We start from the raw sequence: 22,278 nt of genomic DNA on the forward strand, positions 1-22,278 counted from the left end.
GTGGTGTCCTCGGTACGGTTGGTGTGAATCACGGAAAAACGACAGCACGAATCCGGAGCGCGCGCCTCGGTCGGGGTCAGCGCTTGCGCAGTGGCGACCAGGCCGGCTCGCGCACGTCGCCCTCGGCGAGGTTCAGGCGCTGGCGCACCCGGCCATCGGCGGAGACTGTATAGAGTACGCCGCGGCTGCCTTCACGGGCGGCGTACACCAGCATCGCGCCGTTCGGGGCGAAGCTGGGGGATTCGTCCAGCGAGCCGGGCGAGAGCATGCTCCAGCGGGCGCTGCCGGTGCTGCGGTCCATCAGCGCGATCCGGTACACGTTGCCGGCGCCCTGCGCGGTGGCCAGCTTCTTGCCGTCCGGTGACAGCGACGGGCTGGCGTTGTAGCTGCCCTCGAAGGTGACCCGGCTGGCGCTACCGCCACTGGCCGGCATCTGGTACACCTGCGGACGGCCGCCGCGGTCAGAGGTGAAATAGAGGGTGCTGCCGTCGGCGCTCCACACCGGCTCGGTGTCGATGCCGTACTGGTGGGTGAGCTGGGTGAGGTGGCGGCTGGCCAGGTCCATCACGTAGATGTCGGGGTTGCCGCCCTTGGACAGGCTCATCGCCAGCCGGGTGCCGTCCGGGGAGAAGCTGGGCGCGCCGTTGATGCCGCGGAAGCGGGTGATCCGCTCGCGGCTGCCGGTGGCCACGTCCTGGATCCAGATCCCGGAATTGCCGCCCTCGAAACTGACGTAAGCCAGCTTGCGGCCGTCCGGGCTCCACGCCGGGGACAGCAGCGGCTCGGTGGAATTGACCACCGCGCGCGGGTTGTAGCCGTCGGCGTCGGCCACCATCAGGGCGTAGCGGGTATTGCGGCCGAGGCCGCTGGCGGTGACGTAGGCGATGCGGGTCCAGAACGCGCCCGGCACCCCGAGGATCTTCTCGTACACCGCATCGCTGATCTGGTGCGACACGTCGCGCATGGCGCTGCCCGGCGCGGTCAGCGCCAGACCCAGCAGGCGCTGCTGCCTGGCCACGTCGAACAGCTCGAACTCGGTGCGGTAGCCATCGCCACTGGGAATGCAGCGCCCGATCAGCAGGAAGTCCTGCTTGAGCATGCGCCAGGTCGGATAGGCCACTTCGCTGCCCTGGGTCGGCCGCTCCGGCAGGCTGGCCGGATCCGGGCTGCGGAACTGGCCGGAGCGGGCCAGATCGGCGCGCACCACCCCGGCCACGTCGGTCTGCCCGCAGTCGCCGCCGAACGGGACGACCGCGATCGGCAGCGCGGCCGCGTTGCCACCGACGATATCGATCTCCAGCCCCTTGGACTGGCCGAAGGCCGCCAGCGGCGACAGCGCGCACAGCAGCAGGGCGAGGCGGGCGGACGAACGGCGTCGGGATGCAGGCATGGGCAAGGCGAGGAGTCCGCGAAGATGAACAGAGTGGCGGATAACCATAGCAGCAGGATGAACGCAGGCAGACCGTGAAGGCAGCGTCGCGGGCGTTGCGGCAGGCGCAGCGCGCATTTGCTCCGTCAGCGATCCTCGGCCACGAAGTTGAGCTCGAGGATGCGGCTGAACACGCTCTCGAAGCCGGCGTACGGCAACGGCGAGGCCTTCAGCACCGCCGCCTCCACCGAGCGCCGGCCGAGCGCGTCGTAGGGGCAGCCGGGCGAGATGTTCACGCTGGTGACCTCTCCGCCCGGGATCTGGTGGATGGTCAGGCGGCAGCGCTGGCCCAGCGGCACCGATTCGGGACGGGTCCACTGGCGCGCGATGGCCTGCTGCAGCGCGGCGGCGTAGCGCGCCTGCAGGCCGGGATCGGCGCCGCGGTTGCCCGGCGGCGGCGGCGCCGGGCTGGCCGTGGCCGCACGCGCATCCGCCAGCTGCTGGGCGCGCATCTCGGCCTGGGTGCGCTCGCGCGCGACCTGCTCGCGCAGCCGCCGCAGCGCCTCGATCTGGCGCAGCCGCTGGCGCTCCGCTTCCGCCTGCTGCTTCGATTCCAGCTCGGCCTGGTCGGGCTGGCGGCGCTTTTCCTCCTGCTCGCGCGGGACCCTGGCCACCTGCGGCGAGGGCGCGTCGCGCTGGACTTTTTCCTGCTCCACCGTTGACGGCTCCGGCACCGGCGGCGGCAGCGCCTTCTGCGCCGGCGGCGGGGTCGCGGGGATGTCTTCGGGCAGCGGTTTGGGCAGTGGTTTTGGCAACGGCTCGGGCGCGGCGGTCGGGGTGCGGCGCAGGGCGCGCTGCAGCGGCGCGCCGAGGTCGGAGACCGCCACCAGATCGGCCTCGATCGGATCGCCTTGCGCGGCCAGCGTGACGTTGCGCTGCGACCAGCGCAGGCCGGCCAGCAGCAGCGCCAGCAGCAGCACGTGCAGCAGCACGGCCTGCGCGATCGCGATGCCGGTGTCGGCGCGGGTCTGCTTCACGCGTGGTCCGTCATTTCCTGGGGTCGCCCATCAGCCCCGCGCGCGGCACTCCGGCCTGCTGCTGCAGCAGCGAGAGCACCTCGTACACGCGCTGGTAGCTGACCTCACGGTCGCCGGCGACGTACACCGGCACGTTCGGGTCGGCCGCGACGAAGGCGCGCACCTTGGCCACCAGCTGCGCGGCATCCACCGCCTGCGGCCGGTCCAGCCCCTCGTAGGTCAGCGCCAGCGCTCCGTCCTTGCGCACCTGCACCACCACCGGCTGCCTGCGCTTCTGCTCCAGGCTCTTGGCATCGGCCTGCGGCAGGTTTACGTCCACGCCCACGTTGAGCAGCGGCGCGGTGACCATGAAGATGATCAGCAGCACCAGCATCACGTCGATATAGGGGACGACGTTGATCTCGGCCTTGAGGCGGCGCTTGCGGCTGCGGCGGGCGTGGGCCTGGGCCACGGCTCAGCCCTCCTGGGCCTGGCGCTGCAGGACCGAGGCGAACTCCTCGCCGAAGGTGTCGTAGCGCACCGCCATGCGCTCCACGCGGGTGGCGAAGCGGTTGTACGCCCACACCGCCGGGATCGCCGCGAACAGGCCCATGGCGGTGGCCACCAGCGCCTCGGAGATGCCCGGCGCGACGGTGGCGATGGTGGCCTCCTTCATCGAGGCCAGGCCCTGGAACGAGATCATGATCCCCCACACGGTGCCGAACAGGCCGACGTAGGGGCTGATCGAGCCGACGTTGGCGAGGAACTCGAGGTTGCGCTCCAGCCCGTCCAGCTCGCGCGAGGTGGCCGCGCGCATGCCGCGCTGGGCGCTCTCCAGCGGCGCCCGCGGGTCGCCGCCACGGCGCTGGCGGGCGCGGTTGAACTCGCGCATGCCGGCTTCGAAGATCGCCTCCATGCCTTCGACCGTGCGATGGCGTTCGCTGGCGGCAGCGTACAGCTTGGGCAGCTCGACCCCGGACCAGAAAGTCTCCTCGAAGCGGTCGGCCTCGCGCTCGGCGCGGTCCAGCACCCGCTTCTTGCGCAGGATGATGACCCACGAGGCCAGCGAGGCCAGCAGCAGCAGCGCCATCACCAGCTGCACCGGCAGGCTGGCGTGCAGCACCAGCTGCAGGATGTCCAGGCCGTGGTCCGCCGGCGCGGCGGCCGCGGGCGCGCCGCTGGCCGCCAGTTCCACCGGGGTGGCCGCGGCAGTGTCGGGCAGGGCTTGCGGCAGCGATTGCAGCAGGGCGGACGGCAGCATCAAGGACTCTCCGGGGATGGCGTGAGGTGCGGCGACAGGAACGCGGGGGATGCGGCAGGGGCGGAAATCCGCGGCGCGCAGGGCGGCAATCTTCACCTTCGCCGCGACCAGTAGCGTGCCCGCGCGCGCGATCCGCTGCGCCAGCACGAGGCTGGCGCCGCCGCATTCAAGCAGGGCCACACTGACCGACAGCTGATCGTCCAGGCGCGCCGGGGCGCGGAAATCGACCTCCATCGCGCGCACCACGAACACTAGATCGTGATTCCGTCGCAGGACGTCCTGATCCAGCCCGGCAGCGCGCATCCACTCGCTGCGGGCGCGCTCCATGAAGGCCAGGTACTGGGCGTGATAGACCACGCCGCCGGCGTCGGTGTCTTCCCAGTAAACCCGCACCGGCCAGGCGAACGGCTCAGCCATCGCCGGCCTCGAACAGCCCCGGCGTGCCCGCCTTCGGCTGGAACCCGAGGTGACGGTACGCCTTGGGCGTGGCCATGCGCCCGCGCGCGGTGCGCACCAGGAAGCCCTGCTGGATCAGGTAGGGCTCGACCACGTCCTCCAGCGTGCCGCGCTCCTCGCTCAGCGCCGCGGCCAGCGATTCCACCCCGACCGGGCCGCCGTCGAAGGCGTCGATGATCGTGCCCAGCAGGCGGCGGTCGAGCTCGTCGAAGCCCTCCGGGTCCACTTGCAGCATGTCCATCGCCGCGCGCGCCATGGCGGCATCGATCACGCCGTCGCCCCTGACCTGGGCGAAGTCGCGCACGCGCCGCAGCAGGCGGTTGGCGATGCGCGGGGTGCCGCGCGAGCGCCGCGCCAGCTCGCCCGCGCCGTCGCCATCGCAGGCGATCCCGAGGATCTGCGCGGAGCGGCGCACGATCCGCGCCAGCTCGTCCGGCGAGTAGAACTCCAGCCGCTGCACGATGCCGAAGCGGTCGCGCAGCGGCGCGGTCAGCAGGCCGGCGCGGGTGGTGGCGCCGATCAGGGTGAACGGCGGCAGGTCGAGCTTGATCGAGCGCGCGGCCGGGCCCTCGCCGATCATGATGTCGATCTGGCAGTCCTCCATCGCCGGGTAGAGGATTTCCTCGACCACTGGCGAGAGGCGATGGATCTCGTCCACGAACAAGACATCATGCGGCTGCAGGTTGGTGAGCAGCGCGGCCAGGTCGCCGGCCTTCTCGATCACCGGGCCGGACGTCACCCGCAGGTTCACGCCAAGCTCGTTGGCGATCACGTGCGAGAGCGTGGTCTTGCCCAGGCCCGGCGGGCCGAAGATCAGCACGTGATCGAGCGCCTCCCCGCGCCCCTTGGCGGCCTCGATGTAGATCTGCATCTGCTCGCGCACCGGCGCCTGGCCGAGGTATTCGTGCAGGCGCTTGGGGCGGATGCTGGCGTCTTGCGCGTCTTCTTCGCGGCGGGCGACGGGGGCGACGAGGCGGTCCTGGCTCATGCGCCTATGGTATAGGAGCCGCCGCGACTGGCGGCCTCCGCCGGGCGGCTAGGGAACCTCTGATCAACTCAGAGGTTCCCGCCGGCCATGGAGGGCCGGCCACGCATCCATCACGCAAGTGATGGATGCGTGTGAGCCGAGTCCGGGCCTGTACCGGACTCGGCGTGGGCTGACAACGCCTGGATGGCGTTGTTCAGACCTTCCCTAGATTTCGACCTGCGCACCCAGTTCCACCAGCCGGTTGCCGGGGATGCGGAAGAAGTTGCTGGCCGGGGCGGCGTTGCGGTGCATGAACGCGAACAGCTTGTCGCGCCAGATCGGCATGCCGCGGTGGCGGCTGGCGACGATGCTTTCGCGACTGACGAAATAGGTGGTGTCCATCGGGTTGAACACCAGCTCGCACTGGTCGCAGGACTGCATCAGCGCCAGCGGCACGTCCGGGGTCTCCATGAAGCCGTAGCGCACGATCACCCGGTAGAAGTCCTCGCCGCCGATCGACTCGATCTTCAGCCGCCCGTCCTTTGGCACGTACGGCACGTCGAGCGTCTCCACGGTCAGGAAGACGTTGTGCTCGTGCAGCACCTTGTTGTGCTTGAGGTTGTGCAGCAGCGCGTGCGGCACCATGTCCGGGCTGGCGGTCAGGAACACCGCGGTGCCGGGCACCCGCACCGGCGGCGCCAGCATCAGCCCCGGCAGGAAGGTGTCGAGCTGGATGCCTTCCTTGCGCACCTCGGCGCTGAGCAGCTCGCGCCCGCGGCGCCAGGTGCGCAGCATGGTGAACACCAGCAGCCCAAGCACGATCGGGAACCACGCCCCATCGAAGAACTTGGCGCCGTTGGCGACCAGGAAGCCGATGTCGATCACCACCACCACCATCGCCACCGGCAGCACCCACCAGCGATCCCGGGTCCACTTCGCCTTCGCCAGCAACGCCAGCAGCAAGGTGTCGATCAGCATCGTGCCGGAGACCGAGACACCATAGGCGGCCGCCAGCGCGGTCGAGCTCTGGAAGATCAGCACCAGCGCCATGACCAGCACCATCAGCGTCCAGTTCACCCCTGGCACGTAGATCTGGCCGATGGTGTCGCTGGATGTATGCCGGATCTGCATGCGCGGGATGTAGCCGAGCTGCATCGCCTGGCGCGCGACCGAGAATGCCCCGGTGATCACCGCCTGCGAAGCGATCACGGTGGCGGCGGTAGCCAGCACGATCACCGGCCAGCGCGCCCAGTCGGGGACTCCGAAATAAAACGGGTTCTTGATCGCGGACGGATCCTCCAAAACGAGCGCACCTTGACCGAGATAGTTGAGCATCAGCGCGGGCAGCACCACCGTATACCAGCCGTAACGGATAGGCCGCTTTCCGAAATGCCCCATGTCGGCATACAGCGCTTCGCCGCCGGTCACCGCCAGCACCACAGCGCCGAGAATGAACACACCATGCCAGCCATGCGCGAGGAAGAACTGCACGCTCCACCAGGGGTTCAGTGCCTTCAGCACCTCCGGCGCATGCCAGATGTTGACCACTCCGAGCATCGCCAACGCCAGAAACCACAGCAGCATGATCGGCCCGAATACCTTGCCCACCCGTTCGGTGCCATGGCGCTGGGTAGCGAACAGCGCCAGCAGGATGATCACCGCCAGCGGGACGATCCAGTGGTGCAGGTCCGGGGCGGCCACCTCGATGCCTTCCAGCGCAGACAGCACCGAAATCGCGGGCGTGATCACGCCATCGCCAAAAAACAGCGAGGCGCCGAAGATGCCCAGGATGCCCACTGCATAGGCGGAGCGCGACTTCGATGGCAGCGTGCGCTGGGCCAGCGCCATCAGCGCCATGATGCCGCCTTCGCCTTCGTTGTCGGCGCGCATGATGATGACCACATATTTCAAGGTCACCATGATCATCAACGCCCAGAACACCAGCGACAGCAGGCCCAGCACCGTGTCGTGGTCCGGGACCAGCCCGTAATGCGGGATGAAGGCCTCCTTCACGGTGTACAGCGGGCTGGTGCCAATATCGCCGAACACCACCCCGATGGCGCCGACCACCAGCGCGACCAGCCCGGTCTTGCCGCTATCGCCATGTCCGCCACTAGCGGACTGCGGAGTGGAAAATGCAGATTGCGTGGTCATGGAATCCCCTGTCCGGGCGCGCGCGGGCGCCACTGGTTCAACGCAGCGCGGACTGTAGCGCTTTGCGGATGATGGTTTCGGCCGCATCGCCGTCGCCGGCGACCTTCTTCGCCATGCGCTCGGCCTCGGCCGGCTTGTAGCCCAGCGCCTGCAGGGCGGTGATCGCCTCCGCCAGCGGGTCGCCCGCCGCTACCGCGGCACCGGGCGCGCCGCCCGTGAGGTCGGCGGCGCGGTCGCGCAGTTCCACCACCATGCGCTCGGCGGTCTTCTTGCCGATCCCGGGGATGCGCGTGAGCGCGGCGACGTCGCCGGCCTGCACCAGCCGCGCGAACTGGTCCACGCTGGTGCCGGACAGCACCGCCAGCGCGATCTTCGCCCCGATCCCCGACACTTTCTGCACATCGCGGAACAGGCGGCGCTCGGCCTCGCGCAGGAAGCCGTACAGCGCCACGCTGTCCTCCTTCTGCGCGTAATGGGTGAACAGGAACACCTCGCGCCCCACCTCGGGCAGGTCGTAGAAGGTGCTCATCGGCGCCTCCAGCTCGTAGCCGACGCCGTGCACGTCGATGACGAGCCACGGCGGCGCCTTGTGGATGAGGATGCCCTTCAACCGTCCGATCATCGCCGCCCCCTGCCCTTGCGTCCCCACGCCTCGCGCGCCGCCACGCCCAGCCGCTGCGCGCTGGCGCGCACGTGGGCGTGGGTGATCGCCACCGCCAGCGCGTCGGCGGCGTCGGCCTGCAATTTGCCGCTCAGCCCCAGCATCGCGCCCACCATGTGCTGAATCTGCCGCTTGTCGGCGCTGCCGCTGCCCACCAGCGCCAGCTTGATTTCCTTCGCCGCGTATTCGCTCACCGGCAGGTCACGCGCCACGCAGGCGGCGACCGCGGCGCCGCGCGCCTGGCCCAGCTTGAGCGCACTCATCGCGTTGTTGGAGAGGAACACCTGCTCCACCGCCACCTCGTCCGGCCGGAACTGCGCGATCAGCGCCCACAGCCCGTCCAGCAGCTTGCGCAGGCGCAGCGGGAACGATTCCGCGTCCAGCAGCACCAGCGGCTGATGGTGCACATGCGCCACCCTGCCGTCCGCGGCCACGTCCACGATGCCCACGCCGGTGCGCTGGGAGCCGGGGTCGATCCCGAGGATCCGGATCGGGGCCGGGCGCGGCGCGTTGGCGGACAGGGGAAGCGGCATGGCGATCGGGGCCGGCGGGTGGCGCGGCGGGTCAGCCCAGCCCGGCCGCGTTGGAGTACACGTTCTGCACGTCGTCCATGTCCTCCAGCCAGCGCAGCAGCTTCTGCACCTGCTCGGCGGCCTCGCCTTCCACGGCGGTGTCGTTGTCCGCGCGCATGGTGATCTCGGCGAAGCCCGGGGGCAGGCCCGCGGCATCCATCGCCGCCTTGACCTGCACAAAGGCCTCCGGCGAGGTCAGCACGTCGATCGCACCGTCCTCGGGATACACCACCACGTCGTCGGCACCGGCCTCGATCGCGGCTTCGGTGATGCGCTCCTCGTCCGCGCCGGGGGCGTAGCTGAGCACGCCCAGCTTCCTGAACATGAACGCCACCGACCCTTCGGTGCCGAGGTTACCGCCGAACTTGCCGAACGCATGGCGCACGTCCGCGACGGTGCGCACGCGGTTGTCGGTGAGGCAGTCCACGATCACCGCCACGCCGCCCGCGCCGTAGCCTTCGTAGCGGATCTCCTCGTAGGTGACGCCTTCCAGCTCGCCGGTGGCCTTCTTGATCGCGCGCTCGATCACGTCCTTGGACATGTTCACGTCCAGGCCCTTGTCGATCGCCGCGCGCAGGCGCGGATTGCCGGCCGGGTCGCCACCGCCGGCGCGCGCCGCGACCGAAATCTCGCGGATGATCTTGGTGAAGATCTTGCCGCGCATGGCGTCCTGCGCGTTCTTGCGGGCTTCGATGGAAGGTCCACGTCCCATGGCGGTATCCGGGCGGTTGAACGAAGCCGCGGATTATACGGCCGGCGGTGCGGCGGGGCGGTGGTAGATGAATTCGCGGTCGCGCTGGGCGCCCACGATGAATTCGTACTCCCCGGCGAAGGCGAAACCGTAGCGGGCATAGAAGCGCTGGGCGCCGACGTTCTCCGACCACACGCTGACCCACAGCGGGCGCGGGCCATCGCGCAGCAAGCCAGGCCATCGCCGCGTCCATCAGCGCGCGCCCGGTGCCGCCGTTGTGGTGGCCGGCGCGCACGTACAGCCGCTTCAGCTCGCCGTCCTGCGGGCGCACGCCGGCATGCGGCAACCCGCACGGGCCGGCCTGGGCATAGCCGATGGCGCGGCCGGTGGCGTCCTCGGCGATCCACAGCGCGTAGCGGGGGTCCGCCAGCGTCTCCTCGTAGGCCGCGATGCCGTGGCTCTCGTCCAGGAAGGCGCACAGGTCCTCGGGCGTGTACAGGTGCCCGAAGGCCTCGACGAAGGTGGCCGCGCCGAGCTCCGCCAGCACGGTGGCATCGGCAGGCGTGGCGCGGCGGATCGTCGCGCTCACGCCTGCGGCCGCACCTGCACGTGCACCTCGGCCAGCTGCGCGTCCGGGATCGGGCTGGGCGCATCGGTCATCAGGCACTGCGCGCTGGTGGTCTTGGGGAAGGCGATCACGTCGCGGATCGAGTCGGTGCCGGCCATCAGCGCGGCGATGCGGTCGATGCCGAAGGCGATGCCGCCGTGCGGCGGCGCGCCGTACTTCAGCGCGTCCAGCAGGAAGCCGAACTTGGCGCGCTGCTCGTCGGCGCCGATCCCCAGCAGGTCGAACACCGCCGCCTGCATCTGCGGGCGATGGATGCGGATCGAGCCGCCGCCGATCTCGTTGCCGTTGAGCACCATGTCGTAGCCGCGCGACACCGCGGTCTTCGCATTCGCGCGCAGGTCCTCGATCGAATCCACCGCCGGCGCGGTGAACGGGTGGTGCAGGGCCACGTAACGCTGCTCCTCGGCATCCCATTCGAACATCGGGAAGTCCGTCACCCACAGCGGCTTCCAGCCGTCCTGCACGAGGCTGAAATCCTTGCCGGCCTTCAGGCGCACCGCGCCCATGAAGTCGGACACCTGGGCGTACGCGCCGGCGCCGAAGAACACGATGTCGCCGTTGCCGGCGCCGACGTGCTGAAGCAGCGCGGCGAACGCGTCCTCGGCGAAGAATTTGGCGATCGGTGAATTGACCGCGCCGGCGGCGTCGATCCTGGCGTAGGCCAGGCCCTTGGCGCCGAATTTGGCGGCGTGCGCGGCGTAGTCGTCGATCTGCTTGCGCGACAGCGCCGCACCGCCGGGGATGCGCAGCGCGGCGACGCGCCCGTCGGGATCGTTCGCGGCCGCAGTGAATACCGCGAAGCCGCAGTCCTTCACCCGCTCCGCCACGTCCACCAGCTCGAGCGCGATGCGCAGATCAGGTTTGTCGGAGCCGTAGCGGCGCATCGCCTCGGCGTAGGTCATGCGCGGGAACGGCGCCTCCAGCTCCACACCCACCACCTCGCGGAACACGCTGCGGATCATGTCCTCGGTGAGGTCCTGCACGTCGCGCTCGGTCACCCACGCAAACTCCATGTCGAGCTGGGTGAACTCCAGCTGGCGGTCGGCGCGCAGGGCCTCGTCGCGGAAGCAGCGGGCGATCTGGTAGTAGCGGTCGAAGCCCGCCATCATCAGGATCTGCTTGAACAGCTGCGGGCTCTGCGGCAGCGCGTAGAACTCACCGGGATGCATGCGCGCCGGCACCAGGAAGTCGCGCGCGCCCTCGGGCGTGGCCTTGGTCAGGATCGGCGTTTCGATGTCCTGGAAGCCGCGCGCGTCGAGGTAGTGGCGCAGCGCCGACACCAGCCTGGTGCGGGTGCGCAGCTTGCGCTGCATGTCGGGGCTGCGCAGGTCGAGGTAACGGTACTTCAGGCGGATGTCCTCGCCCGGGTTCTCGTGGTGGTGGAACGGCAGCGGCTCGGCCTTGTTCAGCAGCTCGATGCTCTCCGCCACCACTTCCACCTGGCCGGTCTTGAGCCTGTCGTTCACCGACTGCCGGCGGCGCACGGTGCCGGTGATGCGCAGGCAGTCCTCGTAGCCCACCGCGGCGGCGGCGGCCAGCATGGCGGCGTTGCCGGCGACATCGGCCGGCTCGGCCACGACCTGCACGATGCCCTCGTGATCGCGCAGGTCGATGAACACGATCTGGCCCATGTTGCGGGCGACATCGGCCCAGCCGCATAGGGTCACGCTCTGGCCGATCAACGCCTCGTCGATCAGGCCGCAGAAATGGGTACGCATGGGAACTCCGGAACGGGCTGCCCGGCGCGGCGGGGCACCGGGGCTTGGACACGCCATTTTAACGATGCACGGCGCTAATGTGCCGAACATGGCGGGCCGCAGCCCCGGCCCGGACCCCATCCCGCCGCAACCCATCACCGGAGGTTCGCCATGTCCCGCCTGCTCGCCGTCCCCCTGCTTGCCCTGGCCGCCGCTTCCGCGCTGGCCGCCCTGCCCGCTCCCGTCCACGCCCAGGCCCAGCAGCGCGCCTACGCGCCCGAGGACCTGTGGACCCTGAGCCCGGCCGAGCAGAGCCGGGTGATCGCCCTGGAATACCGCGAGCAGTCACGCGGCCGCCAGATCCCCGACGACCAGCTGCGCTTCTATCTGGACCAGGTGCGGCTGTCGCGCTGGACCTTCAGCCAGGTGAAAAACGACATCGCCAAGTCGCTGGGCGGCGCCGGCGCGCCCCCGCCGCCGCCGGGCCCGGGGATGCAGACCGCCCGCTGCGAGAGCACCGATGGCCGCACCAGAACCTGCAGCATGCCGTGGCAGGGGCCGTCGCGGCTCACCCGCCAGCTCTCCAGTGCCGCCTGCATCGAAGGCCGCAGCTGGTTCAACGGCAATGGCCGGGTGATCGTATCCAGCGGTTGCCGCGGCGAGTTCCGGCCCGGCACCGGTCCGGTCGGCGCGCAGTGGACCACCCTGCGCTGCGAAAGCATCGGCGGCCGCTTCGCCAGCTGCGGCCACGACGTGGTCGGTCGCGCGCAGCTGGTGCGCCAGCTCTCCAGCGGGCGCTGCATCGAAAACCGCAACTTCGGCGTGCGCAACCGCCAGCTGTGGGTCAGCGACGGCTGCCGCGGCGAATTCCGGGTGCGGGTGGGCGCCGCCCCGGGCAGTGGCTACAGCGTCACCTGCACCAGCCGCGGCGGCTATGCCACCTGTGCCTAGGATGCCCGCCGCGGGCGGCCCTATCTGATCCAGCAACTTTCCGGCATGTCCTGTCGCGAGGGCATCAGCTGGGGCTACGACGCGCGCAGCGGGCTGTGGGTGAACCACGGCTGCAGTGCGCGCTTCGGGGCGCGCTGACGGCGCGCGCCGGGATCCGGATCAGCCTGCGGAGGGAGGCGCAGCTACCGCCGTAGACGCCGCGGCGGCCGGCCTGGAATCGGCCTTCGTGTCCGGTTTGGCATCGGCCTTGGCCGCGCCGCCTTCCCCCCTTCACCAGCGAGGTTGCGCTTCTTGTCGCCGTCCTGCTTGAAATCGGTCTCGTACCAGCCGCTGCCCGCCAGCCGGAACTGCGGGGCGGTCAGCTGGCGGTGCACGCGCCCCTGCACACCGCAGGCCGGGCAGGCGCTGGGGTCGGCATCGGAGAGCTTCTGCAGACGGTCGAAGGCATGCCCGCAGGCATCGCAGGTGAACGCATAGATCGGCATGGCGGTGATCGGCCTCGAAACGCAACAAACCGGCTGGCATAGTGTGGCCGCCCGCCGCGATTTCAAGCCGGCAACGGCTTTCCCACTACCGGAGATCCTCGTATGCAGCCGCGCACCGCTTTTGCCGCCCTGTTGATCGCCCTCGGCCTGGTCGGGGCCGGCTGGCTGGCCGCCCGCGGCATGGCCCAGCTGCGCACCGCCGACCGCTACGTCACCGTCAAGGGCTCGGCCGAGAAGATCGTGGACGCCGACCTGGTGGTCTGGCCGCTGGCGCAGAGCGTCGGCGGCAACGACCTGGCCGCGGTGCAGGCGCAGCTGGAGGCCAACACCCGTACCATCCGCGACTTCCTCACCCAGGCCGGGTTCAAGGCCGACGAGATCGTGGTCAGCCCGCCGCGGCTGGAAGACCGCTGGGCCTACGCCTACGGCAGCAATCGCCCGCCGGAGCGCTACAACTACTCCAACACCGTCACCCTGCGCACGGCGAAGGTGAAGGAGGCGCTGGCCGCGGTGCGCCGCAGCGGCGACATCGTGGCGCGCGGGGTGATGCTCAATGCCGAGCAGGGCGGCGGTCCGCAGTTCGACTACACCCGGCTGAACGACATCAAGCCGGCGCTGATCGCCGAGGCCACCGCCGCCGCGCGTAAATCGGCCGAGCAGTTCGCCAAGGATTCCGGCGCCCGCCTCGGCGGCATCCGCACCGCCAACCAGGGCGTGGTGAGCATCGAGAACCGCGATGCCGGCAGCCCGCAGATCAAGAAAATCCGGGTGGTCAGCACGGTCGAGTATTTTCTGAAGGATTGATCCATGGCCAAGGCGCGCCTGTTCGCTGCGACGCTGGGATTGCTCGCCGTCTCGGCGCTCGCACTGCAACTCGTCCTCACGCTGCAGGCCACCCACTCCCAAAGCCGCAACATATGGTCGGGGGTGTGGCTGTTCGTCGGCTACTTCACCATTCTCAGCAACATGCTGGTGGCGTGGGTGGCGCTGCGCGGGGCCTTGCGGGCGGATGGGGGGCGCGACCTGCAGTGGCGCGGGTGCGCAGTCACCGCGATCGTGCTGGTCGGGATTGGCTACCACCTGCTGCTGCGCAACATCTGGGATCCGCAGGGTGCGGCGCTGCTTGCCGATCTGCTGCTGCACTATGCGGTCCCCGCCGGCGCACTGCTATGGTGGCTGGCGTACCCCCCGTTGCGACACATCCCCTCGCGGTCGCCGCTGCACTGGCTGGCCTGGCCAGTGGGATATGCGATCTATGCCCTGACCCGCGGCGCGCTGACCGGCTTCTATCCGTATCCCTTCGTCAACGTGATCCAATTCGGGATGGCACGGGTGCTGGTCAATGTCGTCGCCCTGTGCGCGGTGTTCGTGGCCACCGGGTACCTGCTGCGGGCGCTGGCCCACGCCCGCCAGCGGCAGGTCTAAGCCTGCTCAGGCGCCTTCGTACAGCGCCAGCAGCTCCGCTTCGGCCGCGTCCAGCTCCGCGCGCAGCTGCAGCTGGGTGCGGCCGAGGTCGGCCAGCCGACCCGGATCGGTATAGACTGCGGGATCGGCCAGCTGCGCCTCGCATTCGGCCAGCTTGCCTTCCAGCCGCGCGACGCGCTCCTCGGCCTTCTGCAGCTTGTGCGGGTTGGGCTTGGGCTTCGCCACGGGCGCCGGGGCTGGCGTGGCGGCGACCGGCGCGGACTTCGGCACCGGGGTCTTGGGGTTGTCGGCGCCGGGCCGGGCGCGCAACCACGCCGCGTAGTCGTCGAGGTCGCCGGCGAACGGCTCGACGATGCCGTCGTGCACGCGCCAGTACTGGTCGCAGACCAGGCCGATCAGGTGGCGGTCGTGGCTGACCATCACGATCGCGCCGTCGAAATCCGACAGCGCCTCGGCCAGCGCCTCGCGCATCTCCAGATCGAGGTGGTTGGTGGGTTCGTCCAGCAGCAGCAGGTTGGGCCTGGTCCACGCCAGCAGCGCCAGCGCCAGCCGCGCCTTCTCGCCGCCGGAGAAATTGTCGATCACCTCGAACGCGCGGTCGCCGGGGAACTGCCAGCCGCCGAGGAAATTGCGGAACTCCTGGGTCGCGGTGTCGGGCGAGAGTGCCTTGAGGTGGTCGATCGGCGAGGTGCCGGCCACCAGCGACTCCACCGTGTGCTGGGCGAAGTAGCCGATCCGCAGGTCGGGGTGCGCCATACGCTCGCCCGACATCGACGGCAATTCGCCGACCAGGGTCTTCACCAACGTCGACTTGCCGGCGCCATTGACGCCGAGCAGGCCGATGCGGTCGCCGGCCTCCAGCCCGAAGCCGACCTTGCGCAAAATGGTGGCGCCCGCGCCGTACCCGCAGTCCGCATCGCGCAGCGACAGCAGCGAATTCGGCAGGCGCAGCGGCGCCGGCAGCTGGATGCTGACCCCGCGCTCCACCCGCACGGCTTCGGTGCCGGCCAGCTTCTCCAGCCGTTTCATCCGCGACTGCGCCTGCCGCGCCTTGCTGGCCTTGGCCTTGAAGCGGTCGATGAAGCTTTGCAGGTGGGCGCGCTCCGCCTGCTCCTTCTCGAAGGCGATCTGCTGCTGGCGCAGGTGCTCGGCGCGCTGGCGCTCGAACGCGGTGTAGTTGCCTGCGTACAGCTTCGCCGTGCCGTCGTGCAGGTGCAGGATGTGGGTGGTGACGTTGTCGAGGAACTCGCGGTCGTGGCTGATCACCAGCAGCGTGCCGTCGTAGCGCTTCAACCATTCCTCCAGCCAGACCACGGCGTCGAGGTCGAGGTGGTTGGTGGGCTCGTCGAGCAGCAGCAGGTCGGAGGGCGTCATCAGCGCGCGCGCCACGTTCAGGCGCACCCGCCAGCCGCCGGAGAAATCCGCGACCGGCTTTCCGTGGGTCTCGGCGGGGAAGCCCAGGCCGTGCAGCAGGCGGCCCGCGCGCGCCGTGCCGTCGTAGCCGTTCACTTCCTCCAGGCGCTGGTGCGCCGCGGCCACCGCCTCCCAGTCCTCCGCCGCGAAAGCGTTGGCTTCCATCTGGATCGCCGCGTGCACCGCAGCATCGCCGGACAGCACGAAGTCGATCGCCGGGTCCGGCAGGTGCGGGGTTTCCTGCGCCACGCTGGCGATGCGCGCCTTGGCGGGCAGATCGAGATCGCCCGTGTCGGGCTCGACTTCGCCCATCAGCGCGGCGAACAGCGAGGACTTGCCGGCGCCGTTGCGGCCGACCACGCCCACGCGCCAGCCGGCGTGCAGGGCCAGGTCGACGTTGGACAGCAGCAGGCGTTCGCCGCGGCGCAGGGCGAAATTGCGGAAGGAAATCATGGGGGGCGGTTCCAGCGGGCCGGTGGCAGGCACGGTCGTCGCCCGCCGCCGTGGCCCGCAAAGCCGCTCACGATACCGCATAACGACATGCCCGGTGCGCGTTTGCGACTGCGGTGAACGGGTGTTAAACAAGAGTTATTCCACCCACCCCGGAGGTCGCCATGCCCCGCCTCACCCCGCTTGCCCTGGCCCTGTCGTCCCTGCTGGCCGCCACCCCGGCGCTGGCACAGCAGGCCGAGAAGGCGCCCGACCAGAAGAAAGACGCGCGCACCCTGGACACCCTGATCGTCACCGGCACCCGCGTCACCGACCGCACCGTGGCCGAATCGCAGTCGCCGATCGACATCATCACGCCGGAAGCACTGGAGTCCACCGGCACCACCGAGCTCGCCACGGCGCTGTCGCGCGCCCTGCCTTCCCTGAACTTCCCGCGCGCGGCGATCAACGACGGCACCGACGCGATGCGCCCGGCCCAGCTGCGCGGTCTGGCCCCGGACCACGTACTGGTGCTGGTGAACGGCAAGCGCTACCACCTCGGCGCACTGGTGAACGTCAACGGCAGCCAGGGCCGCAGCTCCTCGCCCGCCGACCTCAACAGCATCCCGATCGCCGCCATCGAGCGGGTGGAAGTGCTGCGCGACGGCGCCTCGGCCCAGTACGGCTCGGACGCCATCGCCGGCGTGATCAACATCGTGCTCAAGAGCTCGGCCAGCGGCGGCAGCGCCACCGCCACCTACGGCAAGTACAAGGAAGGCGACGGCGGCAAGTATCAGGTGATGGCGGATGCCGGCCTGGGGCTGGGCAACGCCGGCAAGGTGCACCTGGCCGCCCAGTTCGGACACCAGAACCAGACCAACCGCGCCACGCCCTACGCCGGCCCGCAGACGCCGACCTCGCCGCCGGTCGGCCAGACCGTGCAGCGCCTGGGCGACCCCGAAGTGGACAACCGCTCGCTCACCTACAACTGGGAGATGCCGGCCGCGGATTACCTGAAGTTCTATTCCTACGGCATCTACACCCACCGCGAGACGCTCTCCAACGGCTTTTTCCGTCCGGCCGGCGACTCGCGCAACATCCCGTCGATCTATCCCAACGGCTTTCTGCCCAAGATCTTCAACACCAGCAACGACTACCAGTTCGTGATGGGGATGCGCTCGTCGATCGGCGAGACCCAGTTCGATGCCAGCTATACCTACGGCTACAACGACCTGCGCTTCGACGTGAAGAACTCGCTCAACCGCAGCCTGGGACCGAGCTCGCCCACCCAGTTCTATGCGGGCGCGCTGAAATACACCCAGCACGTGCTGAACCTGGACCTCAACCGGCAGGTCGACATCGGCCTGGCTTACCCGGCCACGCTGTCCTATGGACTGGAGTGGCGTGGCGAGCAGTTCGAGATCGCGCCCGGCGAGCCGAACTCCTACATCAACGGCGGCGTGCTGTTGGGCGGCCAGCCGACCCCGTCCGGTGCCCAGGTGTTCCCGGGCTTCCGTCCCAGCGACAGCGGCACCTTCGACCGCCACAGCACCTCGTTCTACGTGGGCCTGGAAGCCGACCTGACCGACAAACTCTCCGGCGGCATCGCCGCCCGCCACGAGCGCTACAGCGACTTCGGCAACACCACCACCGGCAAGCTGAGCCTGCGCTACGTGTTCAGCGATGCCGTCGCCCTGCGCGCCACCGCCAGCACCGGCTTCCATGCGCCGTCCTTGCAGCAGCAGTACTACCAGACCACCTCCACCAACTTCATCGGCGGCATTCCGTTCGATCTGGTGACGTTCCGGGTCACCAACCCGGCCGGCATCGCCCTCGGCGCCGAGCCGCTGAAGCCCGAGAAGTCGCGCAATCTCAGCCTGGGCCTGGTGCTGACCCCCGCCGACGGCCTGTACCTGACCGCCGACGCCTACCGCATCAAGGTCACCGACCGCATCAGCCTGTCCGAGAACCTGACCAGCGCCGCGGTGCGCAACTACCTCAACACCCACGGCTTCCCGGCGGTGGCCGGCGGCCGCTACTTCACCAACGCACTGGACACCACCACCACCGGCATCGACCTGGTCGGCACCTACACCTGGAAACTGGCCGCAAGCAGCGTGGACTGGACCCTGAGCTACAACTACAACAAGACCACGGTGGACCGGGTGGCGCCGAACCCGCCCGCGCTGACCGCGATCGACCCCACCGCACTGCGCTTCGGGCGGGTCGAGCTGGGCCGGTTCGAGGTCGGCGCGCCGCGCGACAAGTTCGTGCTCGGCGCGCAGTGGAACCTCGGCGCGTGGAAGCTGGGCGCCAACCTGAGCCGCTACGGCAAGTTCACCATCCGCAACAGCAACCCGGCGCTGGACCAGACCTTCGGCGCGAAGTGGCTGACCGACCTCAGCGCCAGCTACCGCACCGGCGGCTGGGAGTTCGCGCTGGGTGCCGACAACGTGTTCGACACCTATCCGGACCAGGTGATCCCGCCGAACACCAACTCCGGCCAGCTGATCTGGCCGACCCAGAGCCCGTTCGGCTTCAACGGCGCCTATTACTACGGCCGCGTGTCGTACAAGTGGTGAATTGATGCGCAGGGCGTCGGCCACGCGCACCGTCTCCACACGACGCCCCGGTTCGCCGGGGCGTCGCCGTTTGCGGGCCCGGCGCGGAGTCCCACGCCGCGCGCATGCGATCATGCCCGCACCATCGCACGGGGGCCGCATGCCGCACCACACCTCGCTGATCGCCCTGCTCTGCATCGGGTTCGTGATGGCCTTCGCGCTGGGGATGCTGGCGCGCCGGCTGCGGCTGTCACCGCTGGTCGGCTACCTGCTGGCCGGCGTGCTGGTGGGGCCGTTCACGCCCGGCTTCGTGGCCGACCAGACGCTGGCGCCGCAGCTGGCCGAGGTGGGGGTGATCCTGCTGATGTTCGGGGTCGGCCTGCATTTCTCGCTGAAGGACCTGATGTCGGTCCGCGCGATCGCCCTGCCGGGCGCGATCGCGCAGATCGCGGCGGCCACCGCGATGGGCTGGGCGATGGCGCACTACTGGCTGGGCTGGAGCCATGCCGCCGGCCTGGTGTTCGGGCTGGCGCTGTCGGTGGCGAGCACTGTGGTGCTGCTGCGCGCGCTGGAGGACCGCCGCCTGCTGGATACCGGCAAGGGCCGGGTGGCGGTGGGCTGGCTGATCGTCGAGGACCTGGCGATGGTGCTGGCGCTGGTGCTGCTGCCGGCGCTGGGCGACCACGACGCCGGCGCCGGCCGGCTCGGGCTGGCCCTGTTGCTCACCCTGCTCAAGGTGGGCGGGTTCGTGGCACTGATGCTGCTCATCGGGCGCCGCCTGGTTCCGCGCCTGCTGGAAAGCGTGGCGGGTACCGGCTCGCGCGAGCTGTTCACTCTGTGCGTGCTGGCGGTGGCGATGGGCGTCGCGTTCGGTGCCGCCGAGCTGTTCGGGGTCAGCTTCGCGCTCGGTGCGTTCTTCGCCGGCATGCTGCTGAACGAGAGCGAGTTCGGCCACAAGGCAGCCAACGATTCGCTGCCGCTGCGGGATGCGTTCGCGGTGCTGTTCTTCGTCTCGGTGGGGATGCTGTTCGACCCGCTGATCCTCATCGAGCATCCGCTGCACGTGCTCGCCACGCTGCTGATCATCGTGCTGGGCAAGTCGCTGGCGGCATGGGCGATCGTGCGCGCGTTCGGCAAACCGAACGACACCGCGCTCACCATTTCCGCCAGCCTGGCCCAGATCGGCGAGTTCTCGTTCATCCTCGCCGGACTCGGAATCGGCCTCGGCCTGCTGCCGGCGGAAGGGCGCGACCTGATCCTGGCCGGCGCGCTGCTCTCGATCATCCTCAATCCGCTGCTGTTCTCGTGGCTGGAGCGGCAGGGTGCGCGCAGCGCGGCGCGGCGCGAGGATGTCGCACCGCTGCCGGAGGGCCTGGCCGGGCATGTGATCCTGGTCGGCTACGGCCGGGTCGGGCGCCACCTGGCGCAGCTGCTGCGCGAACGCGGGGGTGCCGCTGGTGCTGGTGGAAGCCGACCGCGAGCGCGCGCTTGCCGCCCGCGCCCGTGGCCTTCCCACCGTGCACGGCAACGCCGCCGACCAGCGCGTGCTGCAGGAAGCGCACCCGGAGCGCGCGCAGCTGGGTATCCTGGCGGTGCCGAACGCGCTGGAAGCCGGCGAGGTGGTAGCGCGGATGAAGGCCACCAATCCGATGATCAGCGTGCTGGCGCGCGCGCACAGCGATACCGAGGTGCAGCACCTGCTGGCGCATGGCGCCGATGCGGCGGTGCTGGCCGAGCGCGAACTGGCCTATTCGCTGGTGGACATGGTGATGTCCGCCCCGCCCTACCGTCCGCCACGCACCGCGCCCCCGCCGCCTGACCGCCCCTGCACGCGGGGGCCGGCGGGCGTAGAGTGCGGGCTTCCCCTGCCCCGGATGCCCGCCATGTCCCTGCGCACCGCCCTGCTCTTGCCGCTGCTCGCCGTCGGCCTGTTCGTCCACGCCCAGGCCACCCAGCCGCAACTGCGCGTGCAGCTGCCGGCGACAGCCACCGCCCCGGCCTCCGGGCGCCTGCTGGTGTTCGCGGAGCCCGCGGCGAGCGCACTGGCGAAGGCCAAGGGCAATCCCGTCACCGCGGTGGACGCCAGCCCGTTCGGTGGCCAGGACGCCAGCGCCGCCGGCATGGACATCGTGCGCCTCGCCCCCGGCCAGGCGGTGGCGATGGACACCGAATCGCTGGCGTGGCCGCGGCCGTTCTCGCAGCTGCCGGCCGGCGACTACTACGTGCAGGCGGTGCTGGACACCGCGCGCGACGACAACTACGCCGGCCGCGGTCCCGACGACCTGCTGAGCGCCCCGGTAAAAATGGCCCTGGGCGGCGACGCTGGCGCGGCGACGCTGGTGCTGGACCAGCGGCTGCCGGAAGCGGGTGACCCCTGGCAACTGCCGGAACGTGCCCCGCAGGCCCTGCGCGCGGCGGCGAAAGCGGCGAAGGCCGCGACCCACGCGATCGACTTCACCAGCCCCGCGCTGAGCGCGTTCTGGGGCCGGCCGATCCAGATGCGCGGCTGGGTGGTGCTGCCGCCCGGCTACGACGCCGATGCCGAGGCGCGCTACCCGGTGCTGTATTTCACCCACGGCTTCGGCGGCAGCCAGCGCGCGCTGGTATCCACCGCGATCTCCGCCTACGCCGGCATGCGCGACGGCAGCCTGCCGCCGATGATCTGGGTGCTGCTGGACGAATCCAGCCCCACCGGCACCCACGAGTTCGCGGATTCGGTGAACAACGGCCCATGGGGCCAGGCCCTGACCGAGGAGCTGATCCCCGACCTGGAACGCCACTACCGCATGGACGCGCGGGCCGAGGGCCGCTTCCTCAATGGGCACTCCTCCGGCGGCTGGGCCACGCTGTGGCTGCAGGTGCGCTATCCGAAGGTGTTCGGCGGCACCTGGTCCACCGCGCCGGACCCCAGCGACTTCCACGATTTCACCGGCGTGGACCTGTACGCCGACGGCGCCAACGTGTATCGCCGCGCCGACGGCAGCGCCTACCCGCTGGTGCGCGACAAGGGCCAGGTGGTGGCCAGCTTCGAGCAGTTCGCGCGGCTGGAGGAAGTGATCGGCCCGGTGGGCGGGCAACTGGCCTCGTTCGAATGGGTGTTTTCCCCGCGCGGCGCCGACGGCCGCCCGCTGCCGCTGTTCGACCGCGGTACCGGCGCGGTCGATCCGCAGGTGGTCGCCTACTGGCGCGACCATTACGACATCGCGCACATGATCCAGTCCGACTGGGCGCGCCTGCGCCCCGACCTCGACGGCAAGCTGCACGTATACGTCGGCACCGCCGACACCTTCTACCTCGACGGCGCGGCGCGCCGGCTCAAGGCGGTGCTGGACGGCGTGGGCGCGAAGAGCGATTTCCGCTTCGTGCCCGGCCGCACCCACTTCGACCTGTACGTCGAGGGCGACGACCGCAGCGCGCTGCTGAAGGACATCGCCTGGCAGATGTACGCGATCGCCCGCCCCGGCGCACAGCGCCCGGCGGCGGCTGCGCCGGCCGCCTCCCGCTGAAGCCGACGCGCCCGGCCGCGACAGCGACCGGGCGCG

The 22,278-nt window shown here is 70.1% G+C and carries 16 protein-coding genes and 4 pseudogenes; 6 read left to right on the forward strand and 14 right to left on the reverse strand.

Translation table 11 applies throughout. From position 1 onward, the window contains the following. Positions 1–76 precede the first annotated feature (76 nt). The 12 genes and pseudogenes from tolB to aspS all read right to left on the reverse strand — a co-directional run bounded on the left by tolB (position 77) and on the right by aspS (position 11,493). Positions 77–1,390, reverse strand: a complete 1,314-nt coding sequence (gene tolB, locus LJB71_RS13730) for a Tol-Pal system beta propeller repeat protein TolB (RefSeq protein ID WP_259304600.1) — start codon at positions 1,388–1,390, stop codon at positions 77–79. 125 nt (positions 1,391–1,515) lie between these two features. After that, on the reverse strand, positions 1,516–2,406 hold the full coding sequence (locus tag LJB71_RS13735; protein ID WP_259304601.1) for a protein TolA: 891 nt from the start codon (positions 2,404–2,406) through the stop codon (positions 1,516–1,518). A gap of 10 nt (positions 2,407–2,416) precedes the next feature. After that, positions 2,417–2,857: a protein TolR gene (gene tolR / locus LJB71_RS13740; protein WP_259304602.1), complete on the reverse strand. Its 441-nt coding sequence runs from the start codon at positions 2,855–2,857 to the stop codon at positions 2,417–2,419. Between the two features lie 3 nt (positions 2,858–2,860). Next, positions 2,861–3,631 (reverse strand): protein TolQ, encoded by a 771-nt coding sequence (gene tolQ, locus LJB71_RS13745; protein ID WP_259304828.1) that lies wholly within the window; start codon positions 3,629–3,631, stop codon positions 2,861–2,863. Between the two features lie 69 nt (positions 3,632–3,700). Beyond that, a pseudogene (ybgC, locus tag LJB71_RS13750) lies at positions 3,701–4,063 on the reverse strand (tol-pal system-associated acyl-CoA thioesterase); the annotation flags it as partial. Then, the gene (ruvB, locus tag LJB71_RS13755; RefSeq protein ID WP_259304603.1) at positions 4,056–5,090 is read right to left on the reverse strand and encodes a Holliday junction branch migration DNA helicase RuvB; all 1,035 of its coding nucleotides are present in this window, start codon (positions 5,088–5,090) and stop codon (positions 4,056–4,058) included. The gene ruvB and the pseudogene ybgC, both read right to left, overlap by 8 nt. Before the next feature lie 204 nt (positions 5,091–5,294). Beyond that, entirely contained in the window at positions 5,295–7,223 is a 1,929-nt protein-coding gene (locus tag LJB71_RS13760) for a potassium transporter Kup (protein ID WP_259304604.1), read from the reverse strand. Between the two features lie 37 nt (positions 7,224–7,260). Next, positions 7,261–7,845 carry a Holliday junction branch migration protein RuvA gene (gene ruvA / locus LJB71_RS13765; RefSeq protein WP_259304605.1) on the reverse strand — a complete coding sequence of 195 codons (585 nt, stop codon included), beginning with the start codon at positions 7,843–7,845 and terminating at the stop codon, positions 7,261–7,263. Next, a complete protein-coding gene (gene ruvC, locus LJB71_RS13770) occupies positions 7,842–8,417 on the reverse strand; it encodes a crossover junction endodeoxyribonuclease RuvC (protein WP_259304606.1) in 576 nt (191 codons plus the stop codon). Before ruvC ends, ruvA begins: the two co-directional genes overlap by 4 nt. A gap of 31 nt (positions 8,418–8,448) precedes the next feature. After that, positions 8,449–9,168: a YebC/PmpR family DNA-binding transcriptional regulator gene (locus LJB71_RS13775; protein ID WP_259304607.1), complete on the reverse strand. Its 720-nt coding sequence runs from the start codon at positions 9,166–9,168 to the stop codon at positions 8,449–8,451. A gap of 33 nt (positions 9,169–9,201) precedes the next feature. Beyond that, positions 9,202–9,736, reverse strand: a pseudogene (locus LJB71_RS13780) (GNAT family N-acetyltransferase). Next, entirely contained in the window at positions 9,733–11,493 is a 1,761-nt protein-coding gene (gene aspS / locus LJB71_RS13785) for an aspartate--tRNA ligase (protein ID WP_259304608.1), read from the reverse strand. Before aspS ends, LJB71_RS13780 begins: the two are co-directional and overlap by 4 nt. Positions 11,494–11,643: 150 nt before the next feature. Between aspS and LJB71_RS13790 the strand changes: the two are divergent. Then, positions 11,644–12,561, forward strand: a pseudogene (locus LJB71_RS13790) (DUF3011 domain-containing protein). A gap of 44 nt (positions 12,562–12,605) precedes the next feature. Here LJB71_RS13790 and LJB71_RS13795 read toward each other — a convergent pair. Next, a complete protein-coding gene (locus LJB71_RS13795; RefSeq protein WP_259304609.1) occupies positions 12,606–12,908 on the reverse strand; it encodes an FmdB family zinc ribbon protein in 303 nt (100 codons plus the stop codon). Positions 12,909–13,010: 102 nt separating this feature from the next. On the opposite strand from LJB71_RS13795, the gene LJB71_RS13800 reads away from it, so the two are divergent. Continuing rightward, a complete protein-coding gene (locus LJB71_RS13800) occupies positions 13,011–13,712 on the forward strand; it encodes an SIMPL domain-containing protein (RefSeq protein WP_259304610.1) in 702 nt (233 codons plus the stop codon). 3 nt (positions 13,713–13,715) lie between these two features. Next, positions 13,716–14,333: a Pr6Pr family membrane protein gene (locus LJB71_RS13805; RefSeq protein WP_259304611.1), complete on the forward strand. Its 618-nt coding sequence runs from the start codon at positions 13,716–13,718 to the stop codon at positions 14,331–14,333. A 6-nt stretch (positions 14,334–14,339) separates the two neighbouring features. On the opposite strand, the gene LJB71_RS13810 is transcribed toward LJB71_RS13805, so the two are convergent. After that, entirely contained in the window at positions 14,340–16,199 is a 1,860-nt protein-coding gene (locus LJB71_RS13810; protein WP_259304612.1) for an ATP-binding cassette domain-containing protein, read from the reverse strand. A 161-nt stretch (positions 16,200–16,360) separates the two neighbouring features. Here LJB71_RS13810 and LJB71_RS13815 point away from each other — a divergent pair, with 161 nt between their 5' ends. The 3 genes and pseudogenes from LJB71_RS13815 to LJB71_RS14685 all read left to right on the forward strand — a co-directional run bounded on the left by LJB71_RS13815 (position 16,361) and on the right by LJB71_RS14685 (position 22,242). After that, the gene (locus tag LJB71_RS13815; RefSeq protein ID WP_259304613.1) at positions 16,361–18,757 is read left to right on the forward strand and encodes a TonB-dependent receptor; all 2,397 of its coding nucleotides are present in this window, start codon (positions 16,361–16,363) and stop codon (positions 18,755–18,757) included. 139 nt (positions 18,758–18,896) lie between these two features. Further along, positions 18,897–20,526 (forward strand): annotated as a pseudogene (gene ybaL / locus LJB71_RS13820) (YbaL family putative K(+) efflux transporter); the annotation flags it as partial. Between the two features lie 93 nt (positions 20,527–20,619). Then, entirely contained in the window at positions 20,620–22,242 is a 1,623-nt protein-coding gene (locus tag LJB71_RS14685; protein ID WP_345779468.1) for an alpha/beta hydrolase-fold protein, read from the forward strand. Positions 22,243–22,278 lie beyond the last annotated feature (36 nt).

The sequence above is a fragment of the Thermomonas sp. S9 genome (assembly GCF_024704365.1).
Taxonomy (GTDB): Bacteria; Pseudomonadota; Gammaproteobacteria; order Xanthomonadales; family Xanthomonadaceae; genus Thermomonas.